21 protein-coding genes and 1 riboswitch are annotated in these 23,082 nt (G+C 45.8%); of the genes, 12 read left to right on the top strand and 9 right to left on the bottom strand.

The window, feature by feature from the left end:
- The 5 genes from NC99_RS22195 to NC99_RS19195 form a co-directional block, all read left to right on the top strand.
- Nucleotides 1-617, top strand: a 617-nt coding sequence (locus NC99_RS22195; RefSeq protein ID WP_162231263.1) for a hypothetical protein, incomplete at its 5' end; no start/stop codon positions are given.
- A gap of 635 nt (nucleotides 618-1,252) precedes the next feature.
- Nucleotides 1,253-2,044 carry an inositol monophosphatase family protein gene (locus tag NC99_RS19180; protein ID WP_053187763.1) on the top strand — a complete coding sequence of 264 codons (792 nt, stop codon included), beginning with the start codon at nucleotides 1,253-1,255 and terminating at the stop codon, nucleotides 2,042-2,044.
- Nucleotides 2,045-2,106: 62 nt separating this feature from the next.
- Complete coding sequence (locus NC99_RS19185) at nucleotides 2,107-2,577, top strand: hypothetical protein (RefSeq protein WP_053187767.1); 471 nt, start codon at nucleotides 2,107-2,109, stop codon at nucleotides 2,575-2,577.
- 13 nt (nucleotides 2,578-2,590) lie between these two features.
- Nucleotides 2,591-3,619, top strand: coding sequence for a glycosyltransferase family 2 protein (locus NC99_RS19190; RefSeq protein WP_053187770.1), 1,029 nt, complete (start codon nucleotides 2,591-2,593; stop codon nucleotides 3,617-3,619).
- Nucleotides 3,620-3,690: 71 nt separating this feature from the next.
- On the top strand, nucleotides 3,691-4,656 hold the full coding sequence (locus NC99_RS19195; RefSeq protein WP_053187772.1) for a zinc transporter ZntB: 966 nt from the start codon (nucleotides 3,691-3,693) through the stop codon (nucleotides 4,654-4,656).
- A 382-nt stretch (nucleotides 4,657-5,038) separates the two neighbouring features.
- Here NC99_RS19195 and NC99_RS19200 read toward each other — a convergent pair whose 3' ends face one another.
- Nucleotides 5,039-5,461: an Hsp20/alpha crystallin family protein gene (locus tag NC99_RS19200; RefSeq protein WP_204375064.1), complete on the bottom strand. Its 423-nt coding sequence runs from the start codon at nucleotides 5,459-5,461 to the stop codon at nucleotides 5,039-5,041.
- A 258-nt stretch (nucleotides 5,462-5,719) separates the two neighbouring features.
- Nucleotides 5,720-5,817, top strand: a riboswitch (TPP riboswitch).
- A gap of 43 nt (nucleotides 5,818-5,860) precedes the next feature.
- On the opposite strand from NC99_RS19200, the gene NC99_RS19205 reads away from it, so the two are divergent.
- Entirely contained in the window at nucleotides 5,861-8,311 is a 2,451-nt protein-coding gene (locus NC99_RS19205) for a TonB-dependent receptor (protein ID WP_053187778.1), read from the top strand.
- Nucleotides 8,312-8,350: 39 nt separating this feature from the next.
- On the opposite strand, the gene NC99_RS19210 is transcribed toward NC99_RS19205, so the two are convergent.
- The gene (locus NC99_RS19210; RefSeq protein WP_053187781.1) at nucleotides 8,351-8,893 is read right to left on the bottom strand and encodes a carbonic anhydrase; all 543 of its coding nucleotides are present in this window, start codon (nucleotides 8,891-8,893) and stop codon (nucleotides 8,351-8,353) included.
- A gap of 287 nt (nucleotides 8,894-9,180) precedes the next feature.
- Here NC99_RS19210 and NC99_RS19215 point away from each other — a divergent pair, with 287 nt between their 5' ends.
- Both NC99_RS19215 and mazG read left to right on the top strand, forming a co-directional pair.
- On the top strand, nucleotides 9,181-9,525 hold the full coding sequence (locus tag NC99_RS19215) for a translation initiation factor (protein ID WP_053187783.1): 345 nt from the start codon (nucleotides 9,181-9,183) through the stop codon (nucleotides 9,523-9,525).
- An 84-nt stretch (nucleotides 9,526-9,609) separates the two neighbouring features.
- Nucleotides 9,610-10,386, top strand: coding sequence for a nucleoside triphosphate pyrophosphohydrolase (mazG, locus tag NC99_RS19220; RefSeq protein WP_053187787.1), 777 nt, complete (start codon nucleotides 9,610-9,612; stop codon nucleotides 10,384-10,386).
- Nucleotides 10,387-10,388: 2 nt separating this feature from the next.
- Here the strand turns inward: mazG and NC99_RS19225 are convergent, their stop codons facing one another.
- The 4 genes from NC99_RS19225 to NC99_RS19240 form a co-directional block, all read right to left on the bottom strand.
- Nucleotides 10,389-10,616, bottom strand: coding sequence for a putative signal transducing protein (locus NC99_RS19225; RefSeq protein ID WP_053187790.1), 228 nt, complete (start codon nucleotides 10,614-10,616; stop codon nucleotides 10,389-10,391).
- Nucleotides 10,617-10,829: 213 nt separating this feature from the next.
- Complete coding sequence (locus NC99_RS19230) at nucleotides 10,830-11,786, bottom strand: DUF4382 domain-containing protein (RefSeq protein WP_053187793.1); 957 nt, start codon at nucleotides 11,784-11,786, stop codon at nucleotides 10,830-10,832.
- Nucleotides 11,787-12,197: 411 nt separating this feature from the next.
- Entirely contained in the window at nucleotides 12,198-12,437 is a 240-nt protein-coding gene (locus NC99_RS19235; protein ID WP_204375065.1) for a CDGSH iron-sulfur domain-containing protein, read from the bottom strand.
- Nucleotides 12,438-12,489: 52 nt separating this feature from the next.
- Nucleotides 12,490-13,320 carry an NHL repeat-containing protein gene (locus NC99_RS19240; RefSeq protein WP_053187798.1) on the bottom strand — a complete coding sequence of 277 codons (831 nt, stop codon included), beginning with the start codon at nucleotides 13,318-13,320 and terminating at the stop codon, nucleotides 12,490-12,492.
- A 77-nt stretch (nucleotides 13,321-13,397) separates the two neighbouring features.
- Between NC99_RS19240 and NC99_RS19245 the strand changes: the two genes are divergently transcribed.
- Nucleotides 13,398-14,522: a lactonase family protein gene (locus NC99_RS19245; RefSeq protein ID WP_053187801.1), complete on the top strand. Its 1,125-nt coding sequence runs from the start codon at nucleotides 13,398-13,400 to the stop codon at nucleotides 14,520-14,522.
- 574 nt (nucleotides 14,523-15,096) lie between these two features.
- The gene (locus NC99_RS19250) at nucleotides 15,097-16,506 is read left to right on the top strand and encodes a PQQ-dependent sugar dehydrogenase (RefSeq protein ID WP_053187804.1); all 1,410 of its coding nucleotides are present in this window, start codon (nucleotides 15,097-15,099) and stop codon (nucleotides 16,504-16,506) included.
- A gap of 95 nt (nucleotides 16,507-16,601) precedes the next feature.
- Here the strand turns inward: NC99_RS19250 and NC99_RS19255 are convergent, their stop codons facing one another.
- A complete protein-coding gene (locus NC99_RS19255; RefSeq protein ID WP_053187807.1) occupies nucleotides 16,602-17,936 on the bottom strand; it encodes an ammonium transporter in 1,335 nt (444 codons plus the stop codon).
- A 335-nt stretch (nucleotides 17,937-18,271) separates the two neighbouring features.
- Here NC99_RS19255 and NC99_RS19260 point away from each other — a divergent pair, with 335 nt between their 5' ends.
- Entirely contained in the window at nucleotides 18,272-18,739 is a 468-nt protein-coding gene (locus tag NC99_RS19260; RefSeq protein ID WP_053187810.1) for an Lrp/AsnC family transcriptional regulator, read from the top strand.
- Here NC99_RS19260 and rlmB read toward each other — a convergent pair.
- Both rlmB and NC99_RS19270 read right to left on the bottom strand, forming a co-directional pair.
- Nucleotides 18,730-19,491: a 23S rRNA (guanosine(2251)-2'-O)-methyltransferase RlmB gene (rlmB, locus tag NC99_RS19265; protein ID WP_053187812.1), complete on the bottom strand. Its 762-nt coding sequence runs from the start codon at nucleotides 19,489-19,491 to the stop codon at nucleotides 18,730-18,732. The genes NC99_RS19260 and rlmB overlap by 10 nt on opposite strands.
- A gap of 1 nt (nucleotide 19,492) precedes the next feature.
- The gene (locus tag NC99_RS19270) at nucleotides 19,493-21,442 is read right to left on the bottom strand and encodes an ABC-F family ATP-binding cassette domain-containing protein (protein ID WP_053187814.1); all 1,950 of its coding nucleotides are present in this window, start codon (nucleotides 21,440-21,442) and stop codon (nucleotides 19,493-19,495) included.
- 152 nt (nucleotides 21,443-21,594) lie between these two features.
- Between NC99_RS19270 and rlmD the strand changes: the two genes are divergently transcribed.
- Complete coding sequence (gene rlmD, locus NC99_RS19275) at nucleotides 21,595-23,070, top strand: 23S rRNA (uracil(1939)-C(5))-methyltransferase RlmD (protein WP_239684488.1); 1,476 nt, start codon at nucleotides 21,595-21,597, stop codon at nucleotides 23,068-23,070.
- The last annotated feature ends 12 nt before the right edge of the window (nucleotides 23,071-23,082 follow it).

Raw genomic sequence — 23,082 nt, forward strand, 5'->3', positions numbered from 1 at the left:
TACTGTTATCGATTCCAATCTATGGATGTACTGAGAAAGTAGATTCTTATGATGTTTATAATGATGTATTATTACAAGTTATCGGAACAGAACGATATCATGTGCCTTTTGTAACCATATTTGATTATGACTCAATAACTCAGAAAAAAATATGGAATGATTTTATTGAAGCTAAAAATAGACCTGTCAATAATCGAAGGTTATTTCTGGCAATTTATGACACTTTAGATTTTCATGCTTGGGATTTGGAGAAAGTAAGAGACTTAGCTAATAAGGTTTCTTCTAAGGATAGCATTTTAATTTATAAGCTTATTAGAGCAAACTCAAAAAAAGAACTAGTTGACCTAAAAAGGATGCCCGTGATTGGAAGATATGAACTCTATCAGGCTACTCACGGAAAAGAGTTAGGTTTGCGAGACTTTTTCAAAGACAATAAAAATCAGTATTCCGAGGTTGGAATGATACGGCTTTCAAATGTCGTTTTTGGCGAAAATAAAGAAACAGGTTGCTTCTTTTATGAGATTATTGACCCAGGAGGACATGGGCATCCATCTAAAATCATATTTGTTGAGAAAACATTTAATAAGTGGACAATAGCAAGAGAAGATTATTTTTAAAGAAAAAACTGCTTACAATAAATAGGGCTTTAAGCGGCACGAAGTGCCCAGCTTTGAGCCCCGGTTGAACTACAATCCGGAGCGCTGGAGCTTTGCTATGGACTTACCAATTTCTTTTTTGTTTTTTCGGGTTTTCCTTTTCAGGGCAGATCCCGATCTTCATCGGGATGACGGCTTGCGCTGGAGTCGCTTCAAAAATGGGTGCCTGGCTACTGATCGGATGCCTCGAACTTATTTGATCAGTAAAAACATGTCGGCTTTTTGAACCGATCGCGTTTTCGATGCCCGCGGCATCGGATGTTTATAGGAACACAGAATCAGGGAGAGATGCGATCCCTGATGGGATCGAACGGCTCGCTTCCTTGCAGCTTTTCTATAAACCTATAAATCCGCTGGATTTGAAATTGAAATATCGTTGGGTGACTACGAAGCTTGATCCCTATTTTTCGTACAGATCCCGATCTTCATCGGGATGACGGCCTAGGTTGATGCCGCCTTAAAAGATGCTGTTGGTTTATTGATCCGATGACCTCAATTCATCGGATCATTCTTTTCATGTAGCTTTCAGAAATAAATAACATCGGAAATTTTGAAGTCGGGTTGATTTAGGCGAATTTCGAACAAAAATTTAAACAATGGATCTACAGCATATTTGCAAAACAATGGAGGCGGTCGCCAAATCGGCCGGACAGTTTATTCGCGAAGAGCGGTTGAAAATTACCAACGATGATATTGAGCTGAAGGGAAAAGCCAGCCTGGTCACGTACGTCGATAAAAACGCGGAGAAGATGATTGTGGCCGAATTGGAGAAATTAATTCCGGAAGCGGGATTTATTACCGAAGAAGGAACAGCTACCGAAGATGGCGAAAAACTGAAATGGGTGATCGATCCGCTGGACGGCACAACCAACTTTATTCATGGAATTTTTCCACATTCGGTTTCCATTGGCTTGATTGATGGTGACGAACCCGTTGCCGGTGTGGTGTACGAGATAGGGCAGGATGAACTTTTTTCGGCCTGGAAAGGTGGCGGCGCGTGGTTGAACGGAAATCTTATTTCGGTTTCGAAAAGCAGCACCCACGAAGATGTTTTGCTGGCCACGGGTTTTCCGTACTACAATTTTGAGATGCTGAACGATTACCTGCGTTTGCTGGAGTTTTTCATGATGGAAACGCGCGGCATGCGCCGCATGGGATCGGCCGCGGTGGACATGGTTTATGTGGCTTGCGGACGTTTTGATGGTTTTTTCGAGCATGCCCTGCATTCGTGGGACGTGGCTGCCGGAATTATCATTCTGAAAGAAGCTGGCGGAAAGGTTTGTGACTTTAAGGGAGGCGACAACTATTTGCACGGAAAGGAAATTATCGCATCGAACGAGAATTATTTCCCAGCCTTTTTTGAAAAAGTAAATCAGCACCTGGGCTAGTTTTTTTCTGTTGGATGTTGTACAAAGTCGGCCAATAGACTAAATTGCACAAAAAAGCAACAATGGCTGAAAAAGAAATTGCCCTACTCAAGAAACAGCAAGAAAAGCTGACTGAAAAAAGCTTCGATCTGGAAGCCTGGAAAAACCAGACCACCCTTTTTCTTCAACGTATTTTTGGTGCAGACCACAACATTGTGAAGATGATTGCCGACTTGAAGTACGATTATTCGAGCTGGACTTTACGCGACGCTACGGGAAATGAAAAAACCGATGACCCCGTGAAAATGCAGGCTGATGAAATTTTGGAGGCCGCGATTATGGAGCTCGAAAACCTGGGGCTGCCGCAACAGGAATCTTCGGCCGAAAAAGCGTGGGAATTGATGGAGGAAGAACTAACCGGCAAGCAGTTCAAGGAAATCAAAGCCATCATCGATTCAGGAAAGAAAAACAAACTGGCCAAAGTGCAGGAAGTGCTGAACCGCTTGGAGAAGGAAAACCTGATCAGCATTCTTTCCCGGATTCTGATTTCATGACTATCTTTGCGGCATGAATTCATCCCGTGTTGCCATTGTTATTCTCAACTGGAACGGCCGAAAGCTGCTCGAACAGTATCTCCCCTCAGTCATTCAGCATAGTCAGGGCGATGATGTTGAGGTGATTGTTGCCGACAACCAGTCCACTGACGAATCCGTTTCCTTTCTCCGGGAAAACTTTCCGCAGGTAAAAATCTTACAGCTCGATCAGAACTACGGGTTTGCCAAGGGCTATAACGTGGCCCTTCAACAAATACAAGCGAAGTATTATATTTTACTGAATTCGGATGTGGAGGTAACGTCCAACTGGATCGCTCCGCTGATTGACTTGATGGAGCGGGATGAAACCGTGGCGGCAGTTCAACCCAAAGTGTTAAGTTGGCAACGGAAAGATGAGTTTGAGTACGCCGGAGCAGCCGGAGGTTTTATCGACAAGCTGGGCTATCCGTTTTGTCGCGGACGAATTTTTAATGTGCTGGAGAAAGACGAAGGGCAGTTTGACCAGGTGACAGATATTTTTTGGGCAACCGGAGCTTGCATGGCCGTTCGGGCCGATTGTTTTCACCAGGCGGGAGGTTTTGATGCCGATTTTTGGGCACACATGGAAGAAATTGATTTGTGCTGGCGCCTGAAAAACAGAGGCTACAAAATTCAGTTCACCCCTTTCAGCAAAGTTTACCATTTGGGTGGTGGATCGCTGTCGTATGATAATCCGAAGAAATTATTTCTGAATTTCCGAAACAGCCTGTGGTTGTTGTACAAAAATCTTCCGAGACACAAGTTTTACAAAGTGATTGTGCTACGGATGCTGCTCGACGGAGTGGCCGCATTTAAGCTGCTGAGCGAAGGAAACACCGACGGCTTCACGAGCGTCATTCGGGCGCATTGGGCTTTTTACCGATTGCACCGGCAAATTCGCCACAAACGCGAGGAACTGAAAAAAATGGCGACTCCAATTTGGCCCGATGAAGTGCTGTGTAAAAGCATCATCTGGAAGTTTTACATCGAAGGCAAAAAAACATTTCGTGAAGTTGAGCAGTAGAAATCCGTTTGGCTGATCTTCTTCAAGTGATAAATCCTTTGTATCTTGATCAAAATTAATTCGTTCCCGCTATGGCTTTAATTCACGCGTACAACATTTATCCTGCATCAAAAAAAGTTGAACCGCTTACAGAAGACCAAATTAACGATTCGATTCCGGAGCACGCGTACCAATGGTTGCAGTTTGATTTAAATGCGCCGGGCACGCCTGCCTTAATTCATTCGCTCGAAGGCGCCGACGAATTATTTTCCGATGCTTTGCTGAAAGAGGAAACCCGCCCGCGAATGTCGATTTCAAACGACGACATGCTGTTGATCCTGCGTGGTGTCAACCTGGCCGAAGGAGCCGATCCGGAAGATATGGTTTCGGTCCGCTTGCTGATTACAAAGAACCGGATTTTCAGCACCCAGCGACGAAATGTTTTGTCAGTCGACGATGTCATTCAGCAACTTGAAGCAGGAAATCCGCCAAAATCAACCGGACACTTCCTGGTTTTTCTTTGTGAGCGATTGGTTTTCCGAATGAGCGATGTGATGGAAGACATTGAAGACCGGTCGGCCGAGATTGAAGAACTGGTGTTGGACGATGAAGAGCATGATTATCGGAATGAAATTCATAACCTCCGTCGGCAGATCATTCAATTGAAACGATTTTTGGTGCCGGAGCGGGATGCCATGTTGAAGATTCAACTCGAAAAAACCACTTGGATCAATGTAAAACAACAGCTTCGCTTTCGCGAAATTACTGATCAACTCATACGCTACCTCGAAATGCTGGATGCCTCGCGCGACATGGGAACCGTAAGCCAGGAAACCCTTTACAACCGTCAGAATGAACAAATGAACAAGCGCATGTATGTGCTAACCATTGTGGCTGCTTTCTTTTTGCCGCTTGGTTTTTTCACCGGTCTGCTTGGGGTAAACCTGGCCGGCATCCCAAAAGCTGAGAGTCCGTTTGCCTTCGCCGCATTTTTTGTGGTTTTACTACTGATCGTTGGCTTCCAGTTTTGGCTGTTTAAAAGAAAAAGGTTTTTATAGGCTGATTCGATTTCGTCGAATTCAAGAAAAATTGCAGCACATTAAGCGGTCGTTGCAGCGCAGTCAGTGGTCGTTGCAGCACTGTAAGTGGTCGTTGCAGTCCTGTCAGCGGTCGTTGCAGCGCTGTAAGTGGTCGTTGTAGTGCAGTAAGAGGTCGTTGCAGCACTGTAATCAGTCGTTGCAGTCCAGTCAGCAGTCGTTGCAATCCAGTCAGTGGTCGTTGCAGCCCAGTCAGCGGTTGTTGTAACGCAGTCAGCGGTTGTTGTTTAATTGACCGGGCCTAATCTTCTTCTGAATGGAGAACTTTGGTCTTTAGTCAATAAAAAAGCCCCGCATTTGCGAGGCCTTTCTGCTAACTAAACTAAAACCTAAACCAATAAACTTATGAAATTTCAATCATTCGCGAAGCTTGTTTCTTATATGTTTCCAGCTTCGGAAGTGAGATTTTCAGCACACCGTTTTTATGCGTTGCCTTAATCTCGTTGGCATCAACACCTTCCGGGAGGCGGAATGAGCGGCTAAACGATGTGTAATTAAACTCGCTGAACACCACTTTTTCTCCGTCCTTTTCTTCTTTTGTTTCTTTCTTTTCGGAAGAAACGGTTAGCACATTGTCTTTTAAGTCGACATGGAAATCGCTTTTTTCCAATCCCGGAGCGGCCACTTCAATTTCAAAATGGTCTTTTTTCTCGTAAACATTCACGGCTGGATTGGAGCTCCATTCTGGCTTCTCAAAAACATCATTCCAGAAGTTTCTTCCAAAGAAATCATCGAATAAACCCGGAACATTTCGTTTGTTTCTCATTAATGGTAACATGGCTAAATCCTCCTATTCTTTTGTTTAACTTTTAACGACTACACCTGAGAATAATCAAAGCGTGTACCAAGGCGAATCCTTGCCGATTCTAGTGAAATTTAATCCAGATAAGGAGACAATTTGACTGGATTGAAGTCAAAATTTCATTGTTTAATTGGTTGATGCTGAAATATTTTCATGTTTTCGAATGGATGTTCCCTAATTTAGAATGCAGGGTGTGCTTTTCTTTTCTAACTTTGCAGCGTTGTTTACGCAATGGGGTGTCCAAAAATAAACGGACTGAGATCATACCCAAAGAACCTGATCCGGTTAGTACCGGCGTAGGGAGGGCGAAAGGAATTCAATTCCTACCTCATTGGTTATTTTATTAACCAAAATTATCACAAAATGAAACGTTTAGGATTAATGCTGCTGATGCAGTGTTTGTTTGTGTATTCATTCGCACAGTTTTCGGTCAGCGGAAAAGTGACGGATGAATCGGGTGAAGAATTGGTTGGTGCCAACCTGGTTTTGTCGGGCAGCTACCGGGGCACGTCGACCAACGAAAATGGTGCTTTCCAGTTTCGGCATGTTAAAGCAGGAAATTACACTTTGAAAGTTTCCTACATGGGTTTCGAGAGTCGGAGTTTGAACCTGCAAGTCGATGGCGATACCGAGTTGGGCATTGAGCTGAAACCGCTGCACATCATGGCCGAGGAAGTGCTGGTTTCAGCCACACGGGCAGGCGACAAAACGCCGGTAGCCAAAACAACGGTTGACCGGTCGACCATTGAAAGCCGGAATATGGGGCAGGATATTCCCTACCTGCTAACCATGACTCCCTCGTATGTGGCCACGTCGGATGCCGGGGCTGGTATTGGATACACCAATTTCCGGATTCGCGGAACGGACCTGAACCGGATCAACGTGACGGTGAACGGAATCCCGATGAACGACGCGGAGTCGCACGGAACCTGGTTTGTGGATATTCCCGACTTGGCCGGCTCGGTTGAGAACATCCAGGTGCAGCGCGGGGTGGGGACATCGACCAACGGTGCCGCTGCTTTTGGAGCCACCATCAACCTGCAAACGTCGACGCTTAATTCGGAGGCTTACGCCGAGTACCGCACTTCGGCTGGTTCGTTTAATACGCTGAAAAATTCGGTGGCGGCAGGCACCGGCTTGATCAACGACCACTTTACCTTCGATGTTCGATTGTCGAAAGTGAATTCCGATGGCTTTGTCGATCGGGCTTCAGCCGATTTGAAATCCTTTTTTACCTCGGCTGGTTATTATTCTGAAAACACCATTCTGAAAGTGAATGTGTTTTCGGGTTTCGAAGAAACCTACCAGGCATGGTATGGCGTTCCCTCAGTCCGGTTGGAAAATGACGCCGAAGGAATGCAACGCTACCTCGACCATTGGCTGTGGTCAGGATCAGCTCGTGAAAATGAAATTCGGTATGACGGATTAATCAATTCGGATTCGCGAACCTACAACTTCTACACTTACGAAAACGAAGTGGACCACTACCAGCAAGATCACTACCAGTTACATTTCTCGCATCAGTTTAGTGATTATCTGAATTTGAATGCTGCCTTGCATTATACTTATGGTCGTGGCTACTACGAAAATTACAAGTATGACGAAGAGTATGCCGACTATCAGATGATTGCTCCTGACGGGATGGACGAAACGGACATGGTGGTTCGCAAATGGCTGGACAACGATTTTTACGGAACCACTTTTTCGCTGAATTACGATAAAAACAGATCTACTTTCACCTTTGGTGGTGGTTATAACACGTACGATGGTGATCATTTTGGACAAGTGATTTGGGCGCAATACATGGGCGAAAACGAAAAAGACCATGAGTGGTATCGCGGAACTGGTGTGAAAAAAGATTTTAATGCTTTTGGAAAGTACAATTACCAGCTTTCGGAAGCAGTGAGTTTGTATGCCGATTTGCAGTACCGGAACATCGATTATTCAATTGATGGCATTGACGATGATTTACGTGATTTGACGCAATCGCATCAGTTCAACTTTTTCAACCCCAAATTTGGAATCTTTTACCGACCAAACGATTCGCAGGAAGCTTACCTGAGCTTTGCCCGTGCCAACCGCGAGCCCAATCGCAGCAACTTTGTGGATGTTGATCCGGGAGATAGAATTCCGGTATCCGAAACCCTGAATGATTTTGAGGCAGGTTATACCTACCGGACATCCAACTTTTTGCTGGCTGCAAACCTCTATTACATGGATTATAAAGATCAGCTGATTCAAACCGGCGAGTTGAATGATGTTGGTTCGTCGTTGATGATGAACGTGGATGAAAGTTACCGGGCTGGAATTGAACTAACTGGAGGTTTGAAATTGACACGTAGTTTGAGCTGGGATGCCAATGCCACCTTCAGTCAAAATAAAATCAAAAACTTTACCGAGTATGTTGATAATTGGGACACCGGCGAACAGGATGCCTTTGAATTGGGTGAAACCGATCTGGCTTTTTCGCCCAATGTGATTGTTAACAGCCAATGGAAATTTGCTCCCGCCAAAGGTATTAACATCAGCTTGTTGTCCAGCTATGTGGGCGATCAGTACATCGACAACACGTCGAGCGACGATCGCAAGCTGGATGCCTGGTTTGTGAACAACCTGAAAGTGGAGTACGGCTGGAAGATATCCTTATTTGAGGAGGTGAAGCTGCACGTGATGGTGAATAACCTGTTTGATGCGGAATACGAAAGCAACGCCTGGGTGTATTCCTACCAGTTGGGGGGTGACCGTTACAAAATGGACGGCTATTATCCGCAGGCCGGAACACATTTCTTTGTCGGAATTGATTTCAAGTTTTAAATTGACAGATAATCCCCGGGCCGTTCCAGGTTCCGGGGGTTATTCAACTTCAATTTGAGCAAGGTTGTTATTGGCAACATTGTAGAAAAGCGGGGCAACCGTTACTTTGGGGTAGCGCCTGCGCAGCCGGCCGGCTTCAGCCACTAAAAAATCAACCGCATCGCCGATCTCAAAAAATGGCGAAAGATTTTCAAAATGCATTTGAGCCGTTTCGGCCTCCCATCCAGCATTGGCAGCCATTCCGCTGATAAATTTTTCCTTCCTGTTTTCGAGTTGAACCATTTCGCAGTTGGAGTGGCCAATTAACGCAATGTGCTGCACGCCACCAACCCCGATGGCGTAAGAAACCTGAAATTCGTGATAAAACAGGTTGGCTCCTCCCGAACGAATGATGTAAGCAAAATTATCTGGCACCCACAGGTTTTTCCGGTTGTCCATGCACATGCCAATCAGCATTTTTGGATTTTCATGGGTGCTAAATGTCCTATTCAGATTCTGGTACTCCAGCAATAAACCGATGGGTGTGTTCCGATATTTAGGTAAAATATCCTCCTGCTCATTTACTTCAATCAGTCGTGTCATTTTATCTTGCCAATTCGTTTTTTACTGCAACCAACGCAACTGCTAAAGGTTCAAAAAATCAATATAAAATGATTTCCACTTACGCAACTATTTGTTCTGTTCTGGCTGTGATCATTGTCATTTTGGTCATTGATCGTCTTAATTCAACTAAAAGATCATCTCTAGTGACAATTGAATGACGTGGGGTAATTTTGCTGATATTCATCAAACAAAAGAATGGTGACTGGCCGTACCTCCTTGAATTTTCTTGTTACTTTTGAGGGTTTGAACGGATAAAGGAAACGATTATGGCAAAAGATTGGAAAGAAAGGTTAGGCGTGGTTTATTCTACTAATCCTGATTTTGGTTACGAGAAAGCCGAAGCTGCTGATCAGGAAACCCTGCCGCCGAACAAGCAGGATTTGCGCGTGAGTTTGGACAAAAAGAACCGGAAAGGGAAAGCCGTGACGCTGGTGACTGGTTTTGTTGGAACAGACGATAACCTGAAAGCGCTGGGCAAACTGTTGAAGTCGAAATGCGGGGTAGGCGGATCTGCCAAAGATGGCGAAGTGATGATTCAGGGCGATTTTCGCGATAAAGTCATGCAGATTCTTCAAGCGGAAGGCTATAAGGCCAAGCGGTCGGGAGGTTGATCCGCGGTTTTCTTTGACGAGCTTTTCTCTTCGCTTTCAGGAAAGATTGTAATTTTGCCCAATTCAAACTAAAACACCGTATTGATGAAAGATAAATTGGAAGCTTTTGGAAAACTATTACAAATTATGGATGAACTACGCGAGCAGTGCCCCTGGGACAGGGAGCAGACTTTTGAGTCGTTGCGCAGGCTCACCATCGAAGAAACCTATGAACTGGGCGATGCCATTTTGCAGGCCGATCTTCAGGAAATTAAAAAGGAGCTGGGCGATTTGCTGCTGCACATTGTGTTTTATGCCAAGATTGGTTCAGAACAAAAGGCTTTCGACATGACGGATGTGATCAACAGTTTGAACGAAAAACTGATTTACCGGCATCCGCATATTTATGGCGAGGTGGATGTGAACAATGCCCGCGAAGTGGAGCAAAACTGGGAAGCCTTGAAACTGAAGGAAAAAGGCCGGAAAAAGAAAACGGTGCTGGAAGGTGTTCCTGCTTCATTGCCGGCTTTGGTTAAGGCGAACCGCATCCAGGAGAAAGCCAGCGGTGTGGGTTTCGATTGGGAACATCCGGACCAGGTGTGGGACAAAGTGAAGGAAGAGGTCAGTGAGTTGCAGCACGAGTTAACGGAAAACAACCGTGATAAAATTGAAGCTGAATTTGGCGACTTGTTTTTTGCGATGGTCAACGCCGCCCGGTTATATGGAGTCGATCCGGAAGCGGCACTGGAACGCACCAACCTGAAGTTTATCAAACGTTTTAATTACCTCGAAAGCCAAACCCTAAAAAAAGGGAAAGACCTGAAAAATATGCCCCTATCCGAAATGGATCGTTATTGGGAGGAAGCGAAAAGGATGGAATAGATTTATTCCTGAAACTCATTCAGAACAGGTTCGGCCAAACTCAGGTCTCCTTCGCGAATGTAAAGGTCAACGCCGGTTGGGGTACTGCCGGCAAATCCGGCTGCAATGCCCGACTGAAAATCATTTTGAATAATGGCCGAAATGCCTGTTTCTTCCAGTTTGGCTTTTAGTAAAATAACCGAAACTTCACTTCCGGAAAAGACACGGATCAGATTTTCTTCGCTTTTCATTGTATGGTAGTTTTTTAAAAGTGGGTTTTTAACAGAGTCCAATTTAGTCAAATTTCATGGCTGAACATTCGTTCCGACGGACTTTTTTTAAGGTCAAAAAAAGAGGGAGTCCAAGCTACCACCCCCTTTTGCTGAATAATCAGAAAAAGCAGACTCTTTCACGGTAACCTGATCCTCCCTCAACCTTTGTAAAGGAATCTAGTTATAAAGCACTTATAAGTCAGCTAAGATAGAAAGATCGATATTGAGATTAACTTGACTGTTGGCTTCAACACTAACGTTGTTGAGCAGCAAACCACTGATTGAGCTTGATGCCTGAACCATGCCGGTAAAAGCAATTTGCCCGTTGGCATCTTCCTCGTACGAAGCGACATGAACTTCATATTCGCCTTCTTCAAGGAAGGAAAGCTTGTAGCTGCCATCGGTTGCAACTTTGGCACTTGTTTCGGCATTGGCGAACATCACCTGGCTATTGCCTTGTCCTTGCGTTTCGGTTTCTGCATCGAAACTTCCTTTTTTGTAGGCATAGATTACCAGTTCGCCTTCCGCTTCGGTGTGGTTATTTATTTCGCCGTTAATTGCACCACACTCATCTTCCTGGACGATGCGCAGCGAGTTGGTTAATTCGGCACTGGTTACAAATTTGTATTCACTGTCGCCGCCGTCTTCATTGCGGACGATGGCTTTGCGCAGGTCAAAGTCAATGACCAGGTCTGTCATGCCATTGGCTTCCACCTGAAATGGCTTGTTGAAGGTCACTTCGGTTGTGCTGCTGCTTGCTGCCTCCAGGGCATGCTTATTATCATCGTCGGTCAGCACGTAGCAGCCGGGCGAATTTCCTTCGGCATCATTTTCGTAGTCGAGCACCAGGCTCACGCTGTTGTATGATTCTGCTTCGAGCGTTTCGTTCACCAAAAGTTTGGTGTTGCCATTTTGATAGGCCGAAATTTCTATGGTTTGCGCGGTGAAACCTTCCACCACTTGCCCGTCAATTTTTACTTCGGAAATGGTAACGAATGTTCCCTGAATATTGGCATCATCCGAAGGTGCATCGGTCACTTTTACATTGAGTTCGCCATGCTGCTTTTCCACATCATCATCATCCGAACAACTGATTGCAACCATCGAGAAAATAAATAGTACGAGTAAAATTGAAATTTTTGTTTTCATCTTTTCTAAGTTTTAGAATTGAGTTTAACACTTTCGTTTCTTCATGTAATTTTTCTCACTTCACATGTGTAACCGGTGATTTAGGTGTCCCTAACAAATAAAATTTTCACATGTTCAATAAATCTTTCGATTTTAAAGAATCGATAAAGGGGGAGACGCAATGGCTGTGCCAAACGTATTTGATTCTACAACATGCAGTTTGTCAGGCGGGTGGTGAGTTGCCAGATCAATTTTGATTATCAATATGAATCCGTAATTTTCAAATTGAGACTATTTCGTCTGATTTGTGAATATTCTGAATTCGTTGATTGGTGAGTGGGGGAGAAGTGGAGATTTTAGCGGGATGGAATTGAGGGAGCAAAATGAAAGGAGGCTGTCGGGCCTCCTTTTATCTTGTTGGTTTTGATGATCTTAAAGTTTGTTGTGCGATCCGTCACAAAATGGCGGGTTGTCGGTTTGTTTGCACCGGCACCAAAATACCGATTGCACTTCTTCAATCTTCACCTCTTTGGGTGTAAATTCGGTGCCTTTGTGCGATCCGTCGCAAAATGGCTGGTTGTTGCTTCTGCCACAAGCACACCAGAAGTAGGTGCCGGGCTGCATTTCCATCATCAATGGACTTTTCTCTGCTACTTTTCCTTTCTTCATCATTTTTGGTTTTTCGATTATTTATTGCTGAAATGAAATGTTCGCAGACAAGTTATCACTTTTCAATTCGATAAGCAACTACCTGGTTATCGAAGAAAGTAGGAACTAAGAGCAGGTCGAGTTCTTTGGCGAAGAAGACATCGGCCGTGTTGATTTCTTCTTCGGTCGAGTCCCACATTTTTGTCATTTCACCGTCTTCGAGGTAAAAAATTCGCCCGGCCCAGTTCGAAAACACGAAGTTGCCGTCGTTGTCTTTTTCAAGGCCATCAATTCCTTGGCAGCCGCTTTGCATCTCGGTCATTTCTTTTGTTTTTACATCGGCCACATGAATTTTGTCTGATCCAATGTAGAGTTTTCCTTTTTCGGTATACAGTCCGTTGATGCCTTGAAACTGGTCACTTTCTTTCCAAACTTCAAATTTTCCGTTGGTCAGGGCGTGCACCTTATTGGTTCGGCTGTCGGTGACGAAGATTGTACCGTTGCTGCAGGCCGCCACATCATTCAAAAAGATGGAGCCTGGCGCTGGGTAGCGGTTGGCGATTTGACCATCGCTCAGCTTAATTTCAACCAGCTCATCTACATCCGATACGTACAATTTGCCGTCGTAAACAGCCATGCCTTTGGGAGCGCTCAGGCCCGTTGCCCATTTCATCTCTTTCACCGTTCCGTCGGTGTTCAGCAGGGTGATAAAGCCATTGCCATCTTTTTCTGAAGGATTGTCATTGATGTTGGCCACAAAGATCACATCAAGGTCGGCGTCGTAATAGACTGACTCGGGCGTTTTCATGTTTGGTCCGGTACGCCAAACTTCAACCAGTTTTTGACTGTAGCTGCTGATTGAAAAAAATAGAATAAATACAGCGATAAATGTTTTTTTTGGATTCATTTCCTTTATTTTTAGGTTTCATTCTAATCCATTTAACAAGAGACTAACCTTTTGGTTTGGTTCCGAAAATCTGACATATGAAAAAAACAGATCTGTTCATTCCGTTGATAACCATTTTATTGGTTTCGTGCAGTCCCAAAAAAGAAACCTTACTGTATGTTGGAACCTACACCGAGAATGAAAGCGAAGGAATTTACACTTACCAGTTTGACCAGGAAACCGGCGAGCTGGCCTTGAAACTGGTAACGCCAAATAAGGAAAATCCGTCGTTTCTCACCACTTCGCCCGATCGTAAGTACCTGTATGCGGTGTCGGAGGTTACTGAAAGCCCGGGCATGGACAGTGGCTCGGTAACGGCCTACCGGATAACGGCCTCGGGCGCCCTCGAAAAAATCAACCAAAAGGCTACAAAGGGCTATCATCCTTGTCATGTGGAGGTGTCGCCTGATGGTAATTTTGTGGTTGCTTCAAATTACAGCAGCGGCACCCTTAGTTTTTATCGGGTGGACCAAGATGGCGGGCTGAGCGATTCCTTTCAGCAGATCCAGCATGAAGGAACGGGGCCAGACACCATCCGTCAAAAGCAGCCCCACGCGCATTCGGCTTTGTTCGACGCTTCGGGCGAATGGCTTGTCTCGGCTGATTTGGGCAACGATAAACTCGAATTCTACCAGTACAACGAAGCTACCGCTCAGTTTCAGGAAGCGGAGAAACCTTTCGTTGCTATGGAGCCCGGCGCCGGACCGCGTCACTTCACCTTTTCGCCCGACGGGCAGTTTATTTATGTGATGAATGAGCTGAATTCGACGGTGAGCGTGCTGAAAAAGCAAGGCGAACATTTTGAGTTGCAGGAGAGCGTTTCGGCCTTGCCTGCGGGCTTTGCGGGCGACAGCTATGGTGCGGATATTCACTTGAGTGCCGATGGCCGCTTTGTGTACAGCTCGAACCGGGGACACAACTCCATCGCCGTGTTTGGCCGCGAGCCCGATGGCAGCATTCGTCTGATTGAAACCGTTTCGGTGGAGGGCGAATGGCCCCGCAACTTCGCCCTGACGCCCAATGGCAGCTTCCTTTTGGTGGCCAACCAGCACAGCAACAACGTGACCGTGTTCCGCGTTGATCCGCAGGCAGGAACCCTGTCCTATACCGGCAAAAGTGTGGACATTCCCAATCCGGTTTGCCTTCAGTTTCTTAGCCGCTGATCCCAATTCCCTAACAGCAGGGGCTTGCGCCTTGTTTGCATGAGTTTCTGAATCATCTGCAAGCGCTTGGTTGTCATCCGCAGGAGCTTGGTTGTCATCCGCAAGAGTTTGGTTGTGGTCCGACAGAGCTTGCGCCTCGCCCGAAAGAGCTTGCACCTCGCCCGACAGAGCTTGCGCCTCGCCCGAAAGAGCTTGCACCTCGCCCGACAGAGCTTGCACCTCATCCGACAGAGCTTGCGCCTCGTCCGACAGAGCTTGCGCCTCGTCCGACAGAGCTTGCGAATCGTCCGCAGGAGCTTGCGAATCGTTTGCATGGGCCTGTCCCTCATCCGACGGTAATGGGTGCTCAATAGTGAGGACAAGGAGCTTGTGGATACCAATGCAAGAAGCCTGTTGGGGAAAGCAAGGGGCGCTTTGGGGTAGATTGACGGAGCGAAAAAGTTGACCGGCGTTCATTTCAAATTCACTTTTGCTCCATTTCTCTATTCAATTGATTTGGCATTATTAACAAAAAAGCCTTAACTTTTCATTCGTGCTTTTGTTGGTGTGAAAGATAATCTAAAGCTTAAATACAATGAATCAAAACATGATGAATCAGTCGGTTGCCCTGCTTGTTTCGCTTTTTGTATTCGGAAGTTGTACAACTAACGGACAACATAGCGAGCAGCAAATGCAGCAAGCTGCTGAAAACTACCAGAATTTCTGCGCCGGATGTCATGGCAACAATCTCGAAAGATTTGAAGACAAGGAATGGATGTATGGCGATGACAATGCCGCGATCATTCACAGCATTACCTATGGACAGGACGAAATGGGCATGCCTGCTTTCGAAGCCACTTTTTCGGAAGACGAGATTTCAGCCCTGGCCGACTATGTGAAAAAGGGCCTGCCCGAAGACAAAGAATCCCTGAAGCCAGCCTTGTCAGCAAACCAGGTGGTGGAGTCGGAAGAGCAGAAGTTTATTGTTGATACGGTGGTTTCGGGCTTGGGTGTGCCTTGGGGACTGGAGTTCCTTCCCAACGGCGATCTGCTCATTGCCGAGCGCTCCGCTAAATTGTACCGTTTTACCAATTATGAGTTGCAGGAAATTACCGGACTGCCCGAGATTATGGTGAAAGGGCAGGGGGGGCTGATGGATTTGGAACTGCACCCGAACTACGAAGAAAATGGCTGGCTGTATTTGTCGTATTCCGGCTATGCCGATGATAATAAAGATGAAGGTTGCACCAATGTGATGCGAGCCCGGCTCGATGGCAATCAACTGGTGGACCAGGAAGTGATTTTCAACGGTTTTCCCGATTCGAACCGGGGACAACACTGGGGTTGCAAACTTGAATTTGATAAAGATGGTTATCTTTTCTTTGGAATCGGCGATCGCGGCAACCGGGATGTTAATCCGCAAACCTTAACGAATCACTCAGGTAAAATTCACCGGATTTATGATGATGGATCCATCCCTGAAGATAATCCGTTTATCGACACGCCCAATGCGCAACCCAGCATCTATTCCTATGGACACCGTAATCCGCAGGGAACCTGCATGCATCCCGAGACAGGCGAAATTTGGGAAACAGAACACGGCCCGCGGGGTGGCGATGAGCTGAACCTGATTAAGCCGGGATTAAATTACGGCTGGCCTGTTATTTCCTACGGCATCAACTACGACGGCACTAGCTTTACCGATATCACCGAGAAAGAAGGTATGGAACAACCCATTATTTATTGGGACCCGTCGATTGCTCCTTGCGGAACCACTTTTGTGAAAGGTGATCGCTACGAGAATTGGAAGAATAATATTTTGGTTGGATCACTCCGTTTTATGTATGTTGAACGGGTGGTGCTGGATGGAAATACCGTAACGCACCAGGAAAAATTGCTGGAAGGAATCGGCCGGGTGCGCAACGTAGAAATGAGTCCTGATGGCTATGTTTATGTTGCGATTGAAAATCCAGGGAAAATAGTCCGATTGATTCCTGTTCCTTAATTCAACTCATTTTTTTTACGAATTTCGCATGGATAGAAAAAAACTCCCCGGATTCCGGGGAGTTTTTCAGTATCTGGAAGTGACGTTTGCAAAAGTTATTTTTCGCTTTTATATTCAAAATCATACGACTCATTGTGTTGACTCAGGTCCAGACCAATTTTTTCTGATTGGGCCGAAACACGCAATGGAACAATCATATCGGTCACTTTGTACAGCAGATATGAACCACCAAACGTGAAGATTCCAACAATCACCAAAGCCAGCAGATGATAAAGGAAGGTGGTGAGCTCACCGTGGATTAGACCCACTTCCTGTGCAAAAACGGCGGTAAGCAGCATGCCAACAATACCACCCATCCCGTGTGCAGGAAATACATCCAAGGTATCATCCAGCCTTGTTTTGGAGCGAAGTTCAATGGCATAGTTGCTGATTAGTGCGGCAACGACACCAATAAAAATACTGGCACCAACATTGACAAATCCAGCCGCCGGAGTAATGGCTACCAAACCAACAACCAAGCCGATGGATGCTCCCATACCGGTTGGTTTTTTCCCTTTGGCCATATCGTAAAGCAAGTAAGCAAGCATGGCTGCAGCCGAGGCCGTGTTGGTGTTCATCAGCGCCAGGGCAGCCGTTGAATTTGCTCCCAGAGCCGATCCCGCATTAAACCCAAACCAGCCAAACCAAAGCATTCCGGCACCAAGCAATACGAATGGGATGTTGGCCGGCTTGAATTCCTTTCCAAAATCTTTGCGTTTGCCCAAAAACAGGGCGCCCGCCAAAGCCGCAAAACCAGCAGACATGTGGACGACTGTTCCTCCGGCAAAGTCAAGTACGCCCCAGTTTCTCAGGAATCCGTTTGGATGCCAGGTCCAGTGGGCCAGGGGCGCATAAATGAACAGCGAAAATAGAACCATGAATAACATGTAAGCCCGAAAGCGAACGCGGCCCGCAAATGATCCGGTAATCAGGGCGGGTGTGATAATCGCAAATTTCAATTGGAACATCGCAAACAAAGCCAGCGGAAAAGTTGGTGCCAAATCGGGATGCGTGGCCCCACTGACGCCTCTAAACATGAAAAAAGTCCAGGGGTTTCCAACTAAGCCAAATCCGTCAGGGCCAACGCTGTCGCCAAAAGCCAGGCTGAATCCGAGAATGACCCACAACACACTGATTAAACCCATGGCGATGTAGCTTTGCAGCATCGTCGATAGAATATTTCGGGACTGGATCATACCGCCGTAGAAGAAAGCGAGTCCGGGGGTCATCAATAAAACCAAGGCCGTGGCTGTCAACATCCAGGCCGAATCGCCTGAGTCAATGTTGGGGTCATCTAAGCCGCCAAAGCCGCTTGGGAAGAATACGCCAATCACGGCCGTAATAATTAATAGCAAGAGAATAAAAAGCCAACTACTTTTACCATTTTTCATCTGTTAAAATATTTAAGTTACCTACAATTACATGCGAAGTTGAAGAAAATAATTTCAGCCTTTATCGATATGATATTTAATCGGCGTCAAAAATAGCAAAAATAAATAAAAACAAAAATAATGCTTTCAAAATGTCAGTATTGCGACCTGTTGTGTTGCTTTTGTTTTGAATGGGGATAAAGATTGAAAAGTTAACGGTTTGTTTTTGAGAACTTTCGTTCGGTTCTCTCGCTTACATCAGATTTTACATCAAGCAAGATTCGCTGCTGGAAATTTAACTATTTGTTTAAATTTGCGTATTTTTGTGAGCTATAATTCAAGGCTGAAGAATAACTATGACACTAAGAAACAACTTGGACCAGACTGATTTGCATATTCTGGACATTATCACAAACAATGCCCGCATCCCTTTTAAAGATGTTGCCAATGAAGTTGGGATTTCACGGGCCGCCGTTCACCAACGCGTGAACCGAATGATTGATATGAAAGTCATTACTGGTTCGGGTTATCACATCGATCCCCGGAAAGTGGATTTTAAGACCTGCACCTACGTTGGAATTTTTCTTGAAAAAGGTGGTTACTATGAGGATGTAGCCCGACAGTTGCAAGATATTCAGGAGATTGTGGAGTGTCACTACACAACCGGGCAGTATGCTATTTTTGTGAAAGTTTATGCCCGCGACAATGAGCACTTAAAGGAAATTTTAAGCGAAAAAGTTCAGAAAATTTCTGGAATATCCAGTACCGAGACCTTTATCTCGCTGGAAGAAACTTTTAAGCGCCAGGTGCCAATTCAGGAGTGAGCGAGCCGTTGTCTGACGGCTTCATACACCAACAAGCCGGCGGCAACGGAAACATTCAACGATTCAATTTTGCCAAGAATAGGAATTTGCAGTTGTGTATCTGCCAGTTTTAAAATTTGCTGGTCAATTCCTTTTTCCTCCGATCCCATAACAATGGCTAATGGGCCCGTGAAATCAGCCTGCGTGTAATTGTCTGGCGATTTTTCAGTGGCAGCGGCTATTTTTAAGCCTGATTCTTTTAAAAAGACAAGGCTTTTTTTCAAGTCTTTGCTGCGGCAAACCGGAACCAGGTGTAAAGCTCCGGCTGAGGTTTTTACGGCATCGGCATTGATTCGGGCAGCTCCTCGCTCCGGAATGACGATGGCATCAACCCCGGCACATTCGGCGGTACGCACGATGGCTCCAAAATTACGAACGTCGGTTACCTGGTCCAAAACCAAAATCAACGGGTTTTTGCCGGCTTCGAATACCTGGGGCAGAAAATTCTCCAATTCATAAAAGGTAACTGGCGAAATAAAAGCCAATACGCCTTGGTGGTTTTTGCGGGTAATCCGGTTAATTTTTTCCTGTGGAACGTATTGAAACGGAATTTGATGTTCCCGGATTTTTTCAAACAACTCCTTAAAAAGATCGCCTCCCGGCCCTTTCTTTAGCAAGATTTTATCAATTTCTTTTCCTGAATCGATGGCTTCAATAACCGCGCGAATGCCGAAGATAAAGTCGTCCGTATTTTTTTGTGCTTTGTTGTACATACTACCAGGTTTTCTGTGATTTTAATGATTCGTATTCTTCCAGGTTTTTTTCCCAGCCTTGCATAATCTCCGACAGTTTTGTCTTGAGTTGTTCGTATTGTTCAAAAATGGCGTGGTCGCTTGCCGTTTCGGGTTTGCTCATTTTCTCGTCCATCGCTTCAATCTGGTTTTCCAGTGCGGTGATGTCTTCTTCGGCTTGTTCAATTTGCTTTTCAAGCCGGCTGATGTTTTTGTTTATTTCTTTGCGTTCTTCGTAGCTCAGCTTGGTTTCGGGCTGCTGTGGTTTTTCCTTTTTTTCTGAAACTGCGTCGGGTTTACTTTTCATCTCCAGCTCTTTCATCGACTCCATTTTCTTGCGTTTCAGGAAGTCGTAAATGCCACCCAAATGTTGCTTGATCTTCCGATCTTTAAACTCATAGATGCAGTTCACCAGTCCATCTAAAAATTCGCGGTCGTGCGACACAACCAAAACTGTTCCTTCGTAGCTGGCCAGGGCTTGTTTCAGGATTTCTTTCGAACGCATGTCCAGGTGGTTGGTAGGTTCGTCCATCACCAAAAAGTTAACCGGTTCCAACATCAGCCGGATCATGGCCAGGCGCGAACGTTCGCCACCCGACAGTACTTTTACTTTTTTGTCCACATCGTCGCCCGAAAACATGAATGCCCCGAGAATATCGCGGATTTTCGTGCGTACATCGCCAACTGCAATCTGGTCAATGGTTTCGAGCACCGACAGGTTTTCGTCCAGGCGCTGGGCCTGGTCTTGCGCAAAATAGCCAATCTTCACATTGTGCCCGATTTTCATTGTTCCCTGGTATTCCAGCTCATTCAGAATAATACGGGCCAGTGTGGTTTTTCCTTCGCCATTTTTCCCAACAAAAGCCACTTTTTCGCCGCGCTCAATCATCAGGTGAATGTCGTCGAGCACCAGTAAATCACCATACTTTTTGGTCAGGTGTTTGCATTCGGCAACGATGGTTCCCGAGCGTTCCGGCGGTTGAAACCGAATATTCAGGCGCGAATTGTCTTCCTCATCAATCTCGATCCGGTCGAGCTTGTCGAGCATTTTCGCACGCGATTGCACCTGCACCGACTTGCTTGCTTTGTACCGGAAACGCTCAATGAATTTCTCGGTATCTTCGATCATTTTTTGCTGATTCTTGAAAGATGCCAGTTGGGTTTCGCGGTGTTCCTCGCGTAATACAAGGTAACGGGAATAGTTGGCTTTGTAGTCGTAAATTTTGCCCAGCGAAATCTCGATGGTTCGGTTGGTCACCGCGTCCAAAAAAGCCCGGTCGTGCGACACGAGCACCACGGCTCCGGCATAGCCCTTCAGAAAATCTTCGAGCCATTGAATCGATTCAATATCCAAGTGGTTGGTGGGCTCATCGAGCAAAAAGACATCTGGTTTTTTCAGCAAGATTTTGGCCAGCTCGATACGCATGCGCCAGCCACCGCTAAACTCGGACGTGGCACGCGAAAAATCACTTCGCTTAAAACCCAGACCCGTGAGTGTTTGCTCAATTTCGGCTTCAAAATTACTCCCGCCAACCATTTGGTACCGGTCGTTCAGTTCGGTTACCTGGGTGATCAGGTCCATGTAATAGTCTGATTCGTAGTCCTCACGGGTTGATATTTGGTGGTTGATGTGGTCAATTTTCTTTTTGATGTGCAGAATCTCATCAAAAGCTTTTTTGGTTTCTTCAAACACCGAATAGTTGTCGGCAAGCTGCATGTGCTGCGGCAAATAGCCCACACGAATATCTTTCGGAACGACAACTGAACCTTCGCTGGGCGGTTGTTGCCCGGCAATAATTTTAAGCAGGGTCGATTTTCCCGCGCCGTTTTTTCCGGCCAACCCAATACGGTCTTTCGGGGTAATCAAAAACGAAATCTTCTTTAAAAGCTCAAATCCACCAAAACTGACGACTAACTGATCAACTGAAATCATAACAATTATAAAAATGAAGTGCAAAGATAAGACAATCCAACAGAAATTCTCGGATTATTCCGTTCGTCCAAAATACACCGCTTTCTCTGGGAGTTTGGCGAATAGAAATTAAGCATCCTGAGGGATTGCATCAAATCCGGCTATCGTCAAAAATGAAGCCTTTAAAGAGCCGCGGCGTGTCGTTCATTTTCCTATTTTTGCACCAAATTTTGATGATTATGGGACGCAGCCGGAGAAATAAACCTTTTTATGAGCAAGTAACGATCAGCGATATTGGCGCCGAAGGAAAAGCCATTGCCCGGGTGAATGAGAAAGTGGTGTTTACCACGCATGCCATTCCCGGAGATGTGGTGGATTTGCAGGTGACCAAGAAAAGGAAAAGTTACGAGGAAGCCCGCGTGGTGCGTGTGCATCAGGAATCGGCCGACCGTGTGGCTGCTTTTTGCGCCTACTTCGGCGTTTGCGGCGGTTGCAAGTGGCAGTTTCTTCCCTACGAAAAGCAGTTGTTCTACAAGCAAAAACAGGTGGGCGATCAGCTCAAGCGACTGGGAAAAATTGAATTGCCGGAACTGAATCCCATCCTCGGCTCAGCAGAAGACACGTTTTACCGAAACAAACTGGAGTTTAGCTTTTCAAACAATCGCTGGCTGACTTCCGAAGAACTGGGTTCGGATAAAGTGCCGCAAACCATGAATGTGCTGGGCTTTCACATTCCGCGGATGTTCGACAAAATTATCGATATTGAGAAGTGCTGGCTGCAGCCGGATCCGTCGAACGAAATCCGAAATTTTATCCGGGCTTATGCGCAGGAAAATAAACTGGAGTTTTTTGATATCAAAAATCAGCAGGGCTTTTTGCGCAACATGATTATTCGGACGACTTCAACGGGAGAAACCATGTTGATTGTTGCGTTTTTTCAGGAAGATGTTGAAAAGCGCGAAGGATTGTTAGATGCGATTATTGGCCGATTTCCAAATTTGACCTCACTGATGTACGTCATTAACAGCAAGGGGAATGATACCATTACTGATCAGGAAGTGATTTTGTACAAAGGACGTGATCATATTTTTGAGGAAATGGAAGGCCTGCGTTTTAAGATTGGGCCGAAAAGTTTTTACCAAACCAACTCGGAGCAGGCTTATGAGTTGTACAAAGTTGCCCGCGATTTTGCTGGCCTAACGGGCGATGAAGTGGTTTACGATTTGTACACCGGCACCGGAACCATCGCCAACTTTGTGGCTTCGAAAGCGAAAAAGGTGGTGGGCATTGAATATGTTCCCGAAGCCATTGATGATGCCAAAATCAATTCCGAAATCAATCAGATAGCCAATACCAATTTTTTTGCAGGCGATATGAAAGCCGTTTTAAACGAGGCGTTTATTGCTGAGAATGGCCGGCCCGATGTGATTATTACGGATCCGCCGCGTGCCGGAATGCACGAAGATGTCGTCAAAACCATTCTGAATGTGGCGCCGCAAAAAGTGGTTTACGTGAGCTGTAACCCGGCATCGCAGGCTCGCGACCTGGCCATGATGGACGAAAATTACCGGGTGGAACAGATTCAGCCGGTCGATATGTTTCCGCACACCCATCATGTTGAAAACGTGGTGCTGCTGGTTCGCAGATAGGGTAAACTTTTT

This window comes from Sunxiuqinia dokdonensis, assembly GCF_001270965.1.
GTDB classification, from domain to species: domain Bacteria; phylum Bacteroidota; class Bacteroidia; order Bacteroidales; family Prolixibacteraceae; genus Sunxiuqinia; species Sunxiuqinia dokdonensis.

Coding starts and splice junctions, on each gene's coding strand:
- NC99_RS19180 (WP_053187763.1), top strand. CDS start 1,253: ATGGATCTACAGCATATTTGCAAAACAATGGAGGCGGTCGCCAAATCG.
- NC99_RS19185 (WP_053187767.1), top strand. CDS start 2,107: ATGGCTGAAAAAGAAATTGCCCTACTCAAGAAACAGCAAGAAAAGCTG.
- NC99_RS19190 (WP_053187770.1), top strand. CDS start 2,591: ATGAATTCATCCCGTGTTGCCATTGTTATTCTCAACTGGAACGGCCGA.
- NC99_RS19195 (WP_053187772.1), top strand. CDS start 3,691: ATGGCTTTAATTCACGCGTACAACATTTATCCTGCATCAAAAAAAGTT.
- NC99_RS19200 (WP_204375064.1), bottom strand. CDS start 5,461: ATGAGAAACAAACGAAATGTTCCGGGTTTATTCGATGATTTCTTTGGA.
- NC99_RS19205 (WP_053187778.1), top strand. CDS start 5,861: ATGAAACGTTTAGGATTAATGCTGCTGATGCAGTGTTTGTTTGTGTAT.
- NC99_RS19210 (WP_053187781.1), bottom strand. CDS start 8,893: ATGACACGACTGATTGAAGTAAATGAGCAGGAGGATATTTTACCTAAA.
- NC99_RS19215 (WP_053187783.1), top strand. CDS start 9,181: ATGGCAAAAGATTGGAAAGAAAGGTTAGGCGTGGTTTATTCTACTAAT.
- mazG (WP_053187787.1), top strand. CDS start 9,610: ATGAAAGATAAATTGGAAGCTTTTGGAAAACTATTACAAATTATGGAT.
- NC99_RS19225 (WP_053187790.1), bottom strand. CDS start 10,616: ATGAAAAGCGAAGAAAATCTGATCCGTGTCTTTTCCGGAAGTGAAGTT.
- NC99_RS19230 (WP_053187793.1), bottom strand. CDS start 11,786: ATGAAAACAAAAATTTCAATTTTACTCGTACTATTTATTTTCTCGATG.
- NC99_RS19235 (WP_204375065.1), bottom strand. CDS start 12,437: ATGATGAAGAAAGGAAAAGTAGCAGAGAAAAGTCCATTGATGATGGAA.
- NC99_RS19240 (WP_053187798.1), bottom strand. CDS start 13,320: ATGAATCCAAAAAAAACATTTATCGCTGTATTTATTCTATTTTTTTCA.
- NC99_RS19245 (WP_053187801.1), top strand. CDS start 13,398: ATGAAAAAAACAGATCTGTTCATTCCGTTGATAACCATTTTATTGGTT.
- NC99_RS19250 (WP_053187804.1), top strand. CDS start 15,097: ATGAATCAAAACATGATGAATCAGTCGGTTGCCCTGCTTGTTTCGCTT.
- NC99_RS19255 (WP_053187807.1), bottom strand. CDS start 17,936: ATGAAAAATGGTAAAAGTAGTTGGCTTTTTATTCTCTTGCTATTAATT.
- NC99_RS19260 (WP_053187810.1), top strand. CDS start 18,272: ATGACACTAAGAAACAACTTGGACCAGACTGATTTGCATATTCTGGAC.
- rlmB (WP_053187812.1), bottom strand. CDS start 19,491: ATGTACAACAAAGCACAAAAAAATACGGACGACTTTATCTTCGGCATT.
- NC99_RS19270 (WP_053187814.1), bottom strand. CDS start 21,442: ATGATTTCAGTTGATCAGTTAGTCGTCAGTTTTGGTGGATTTGAGCTT.
- rlmD (WP_239684488.1), top strand. CDS start 21,595: ATGAAGCCTTTAAAGAGCCGCGGCGTGTCGTTCATTTTCCTATTTTTG.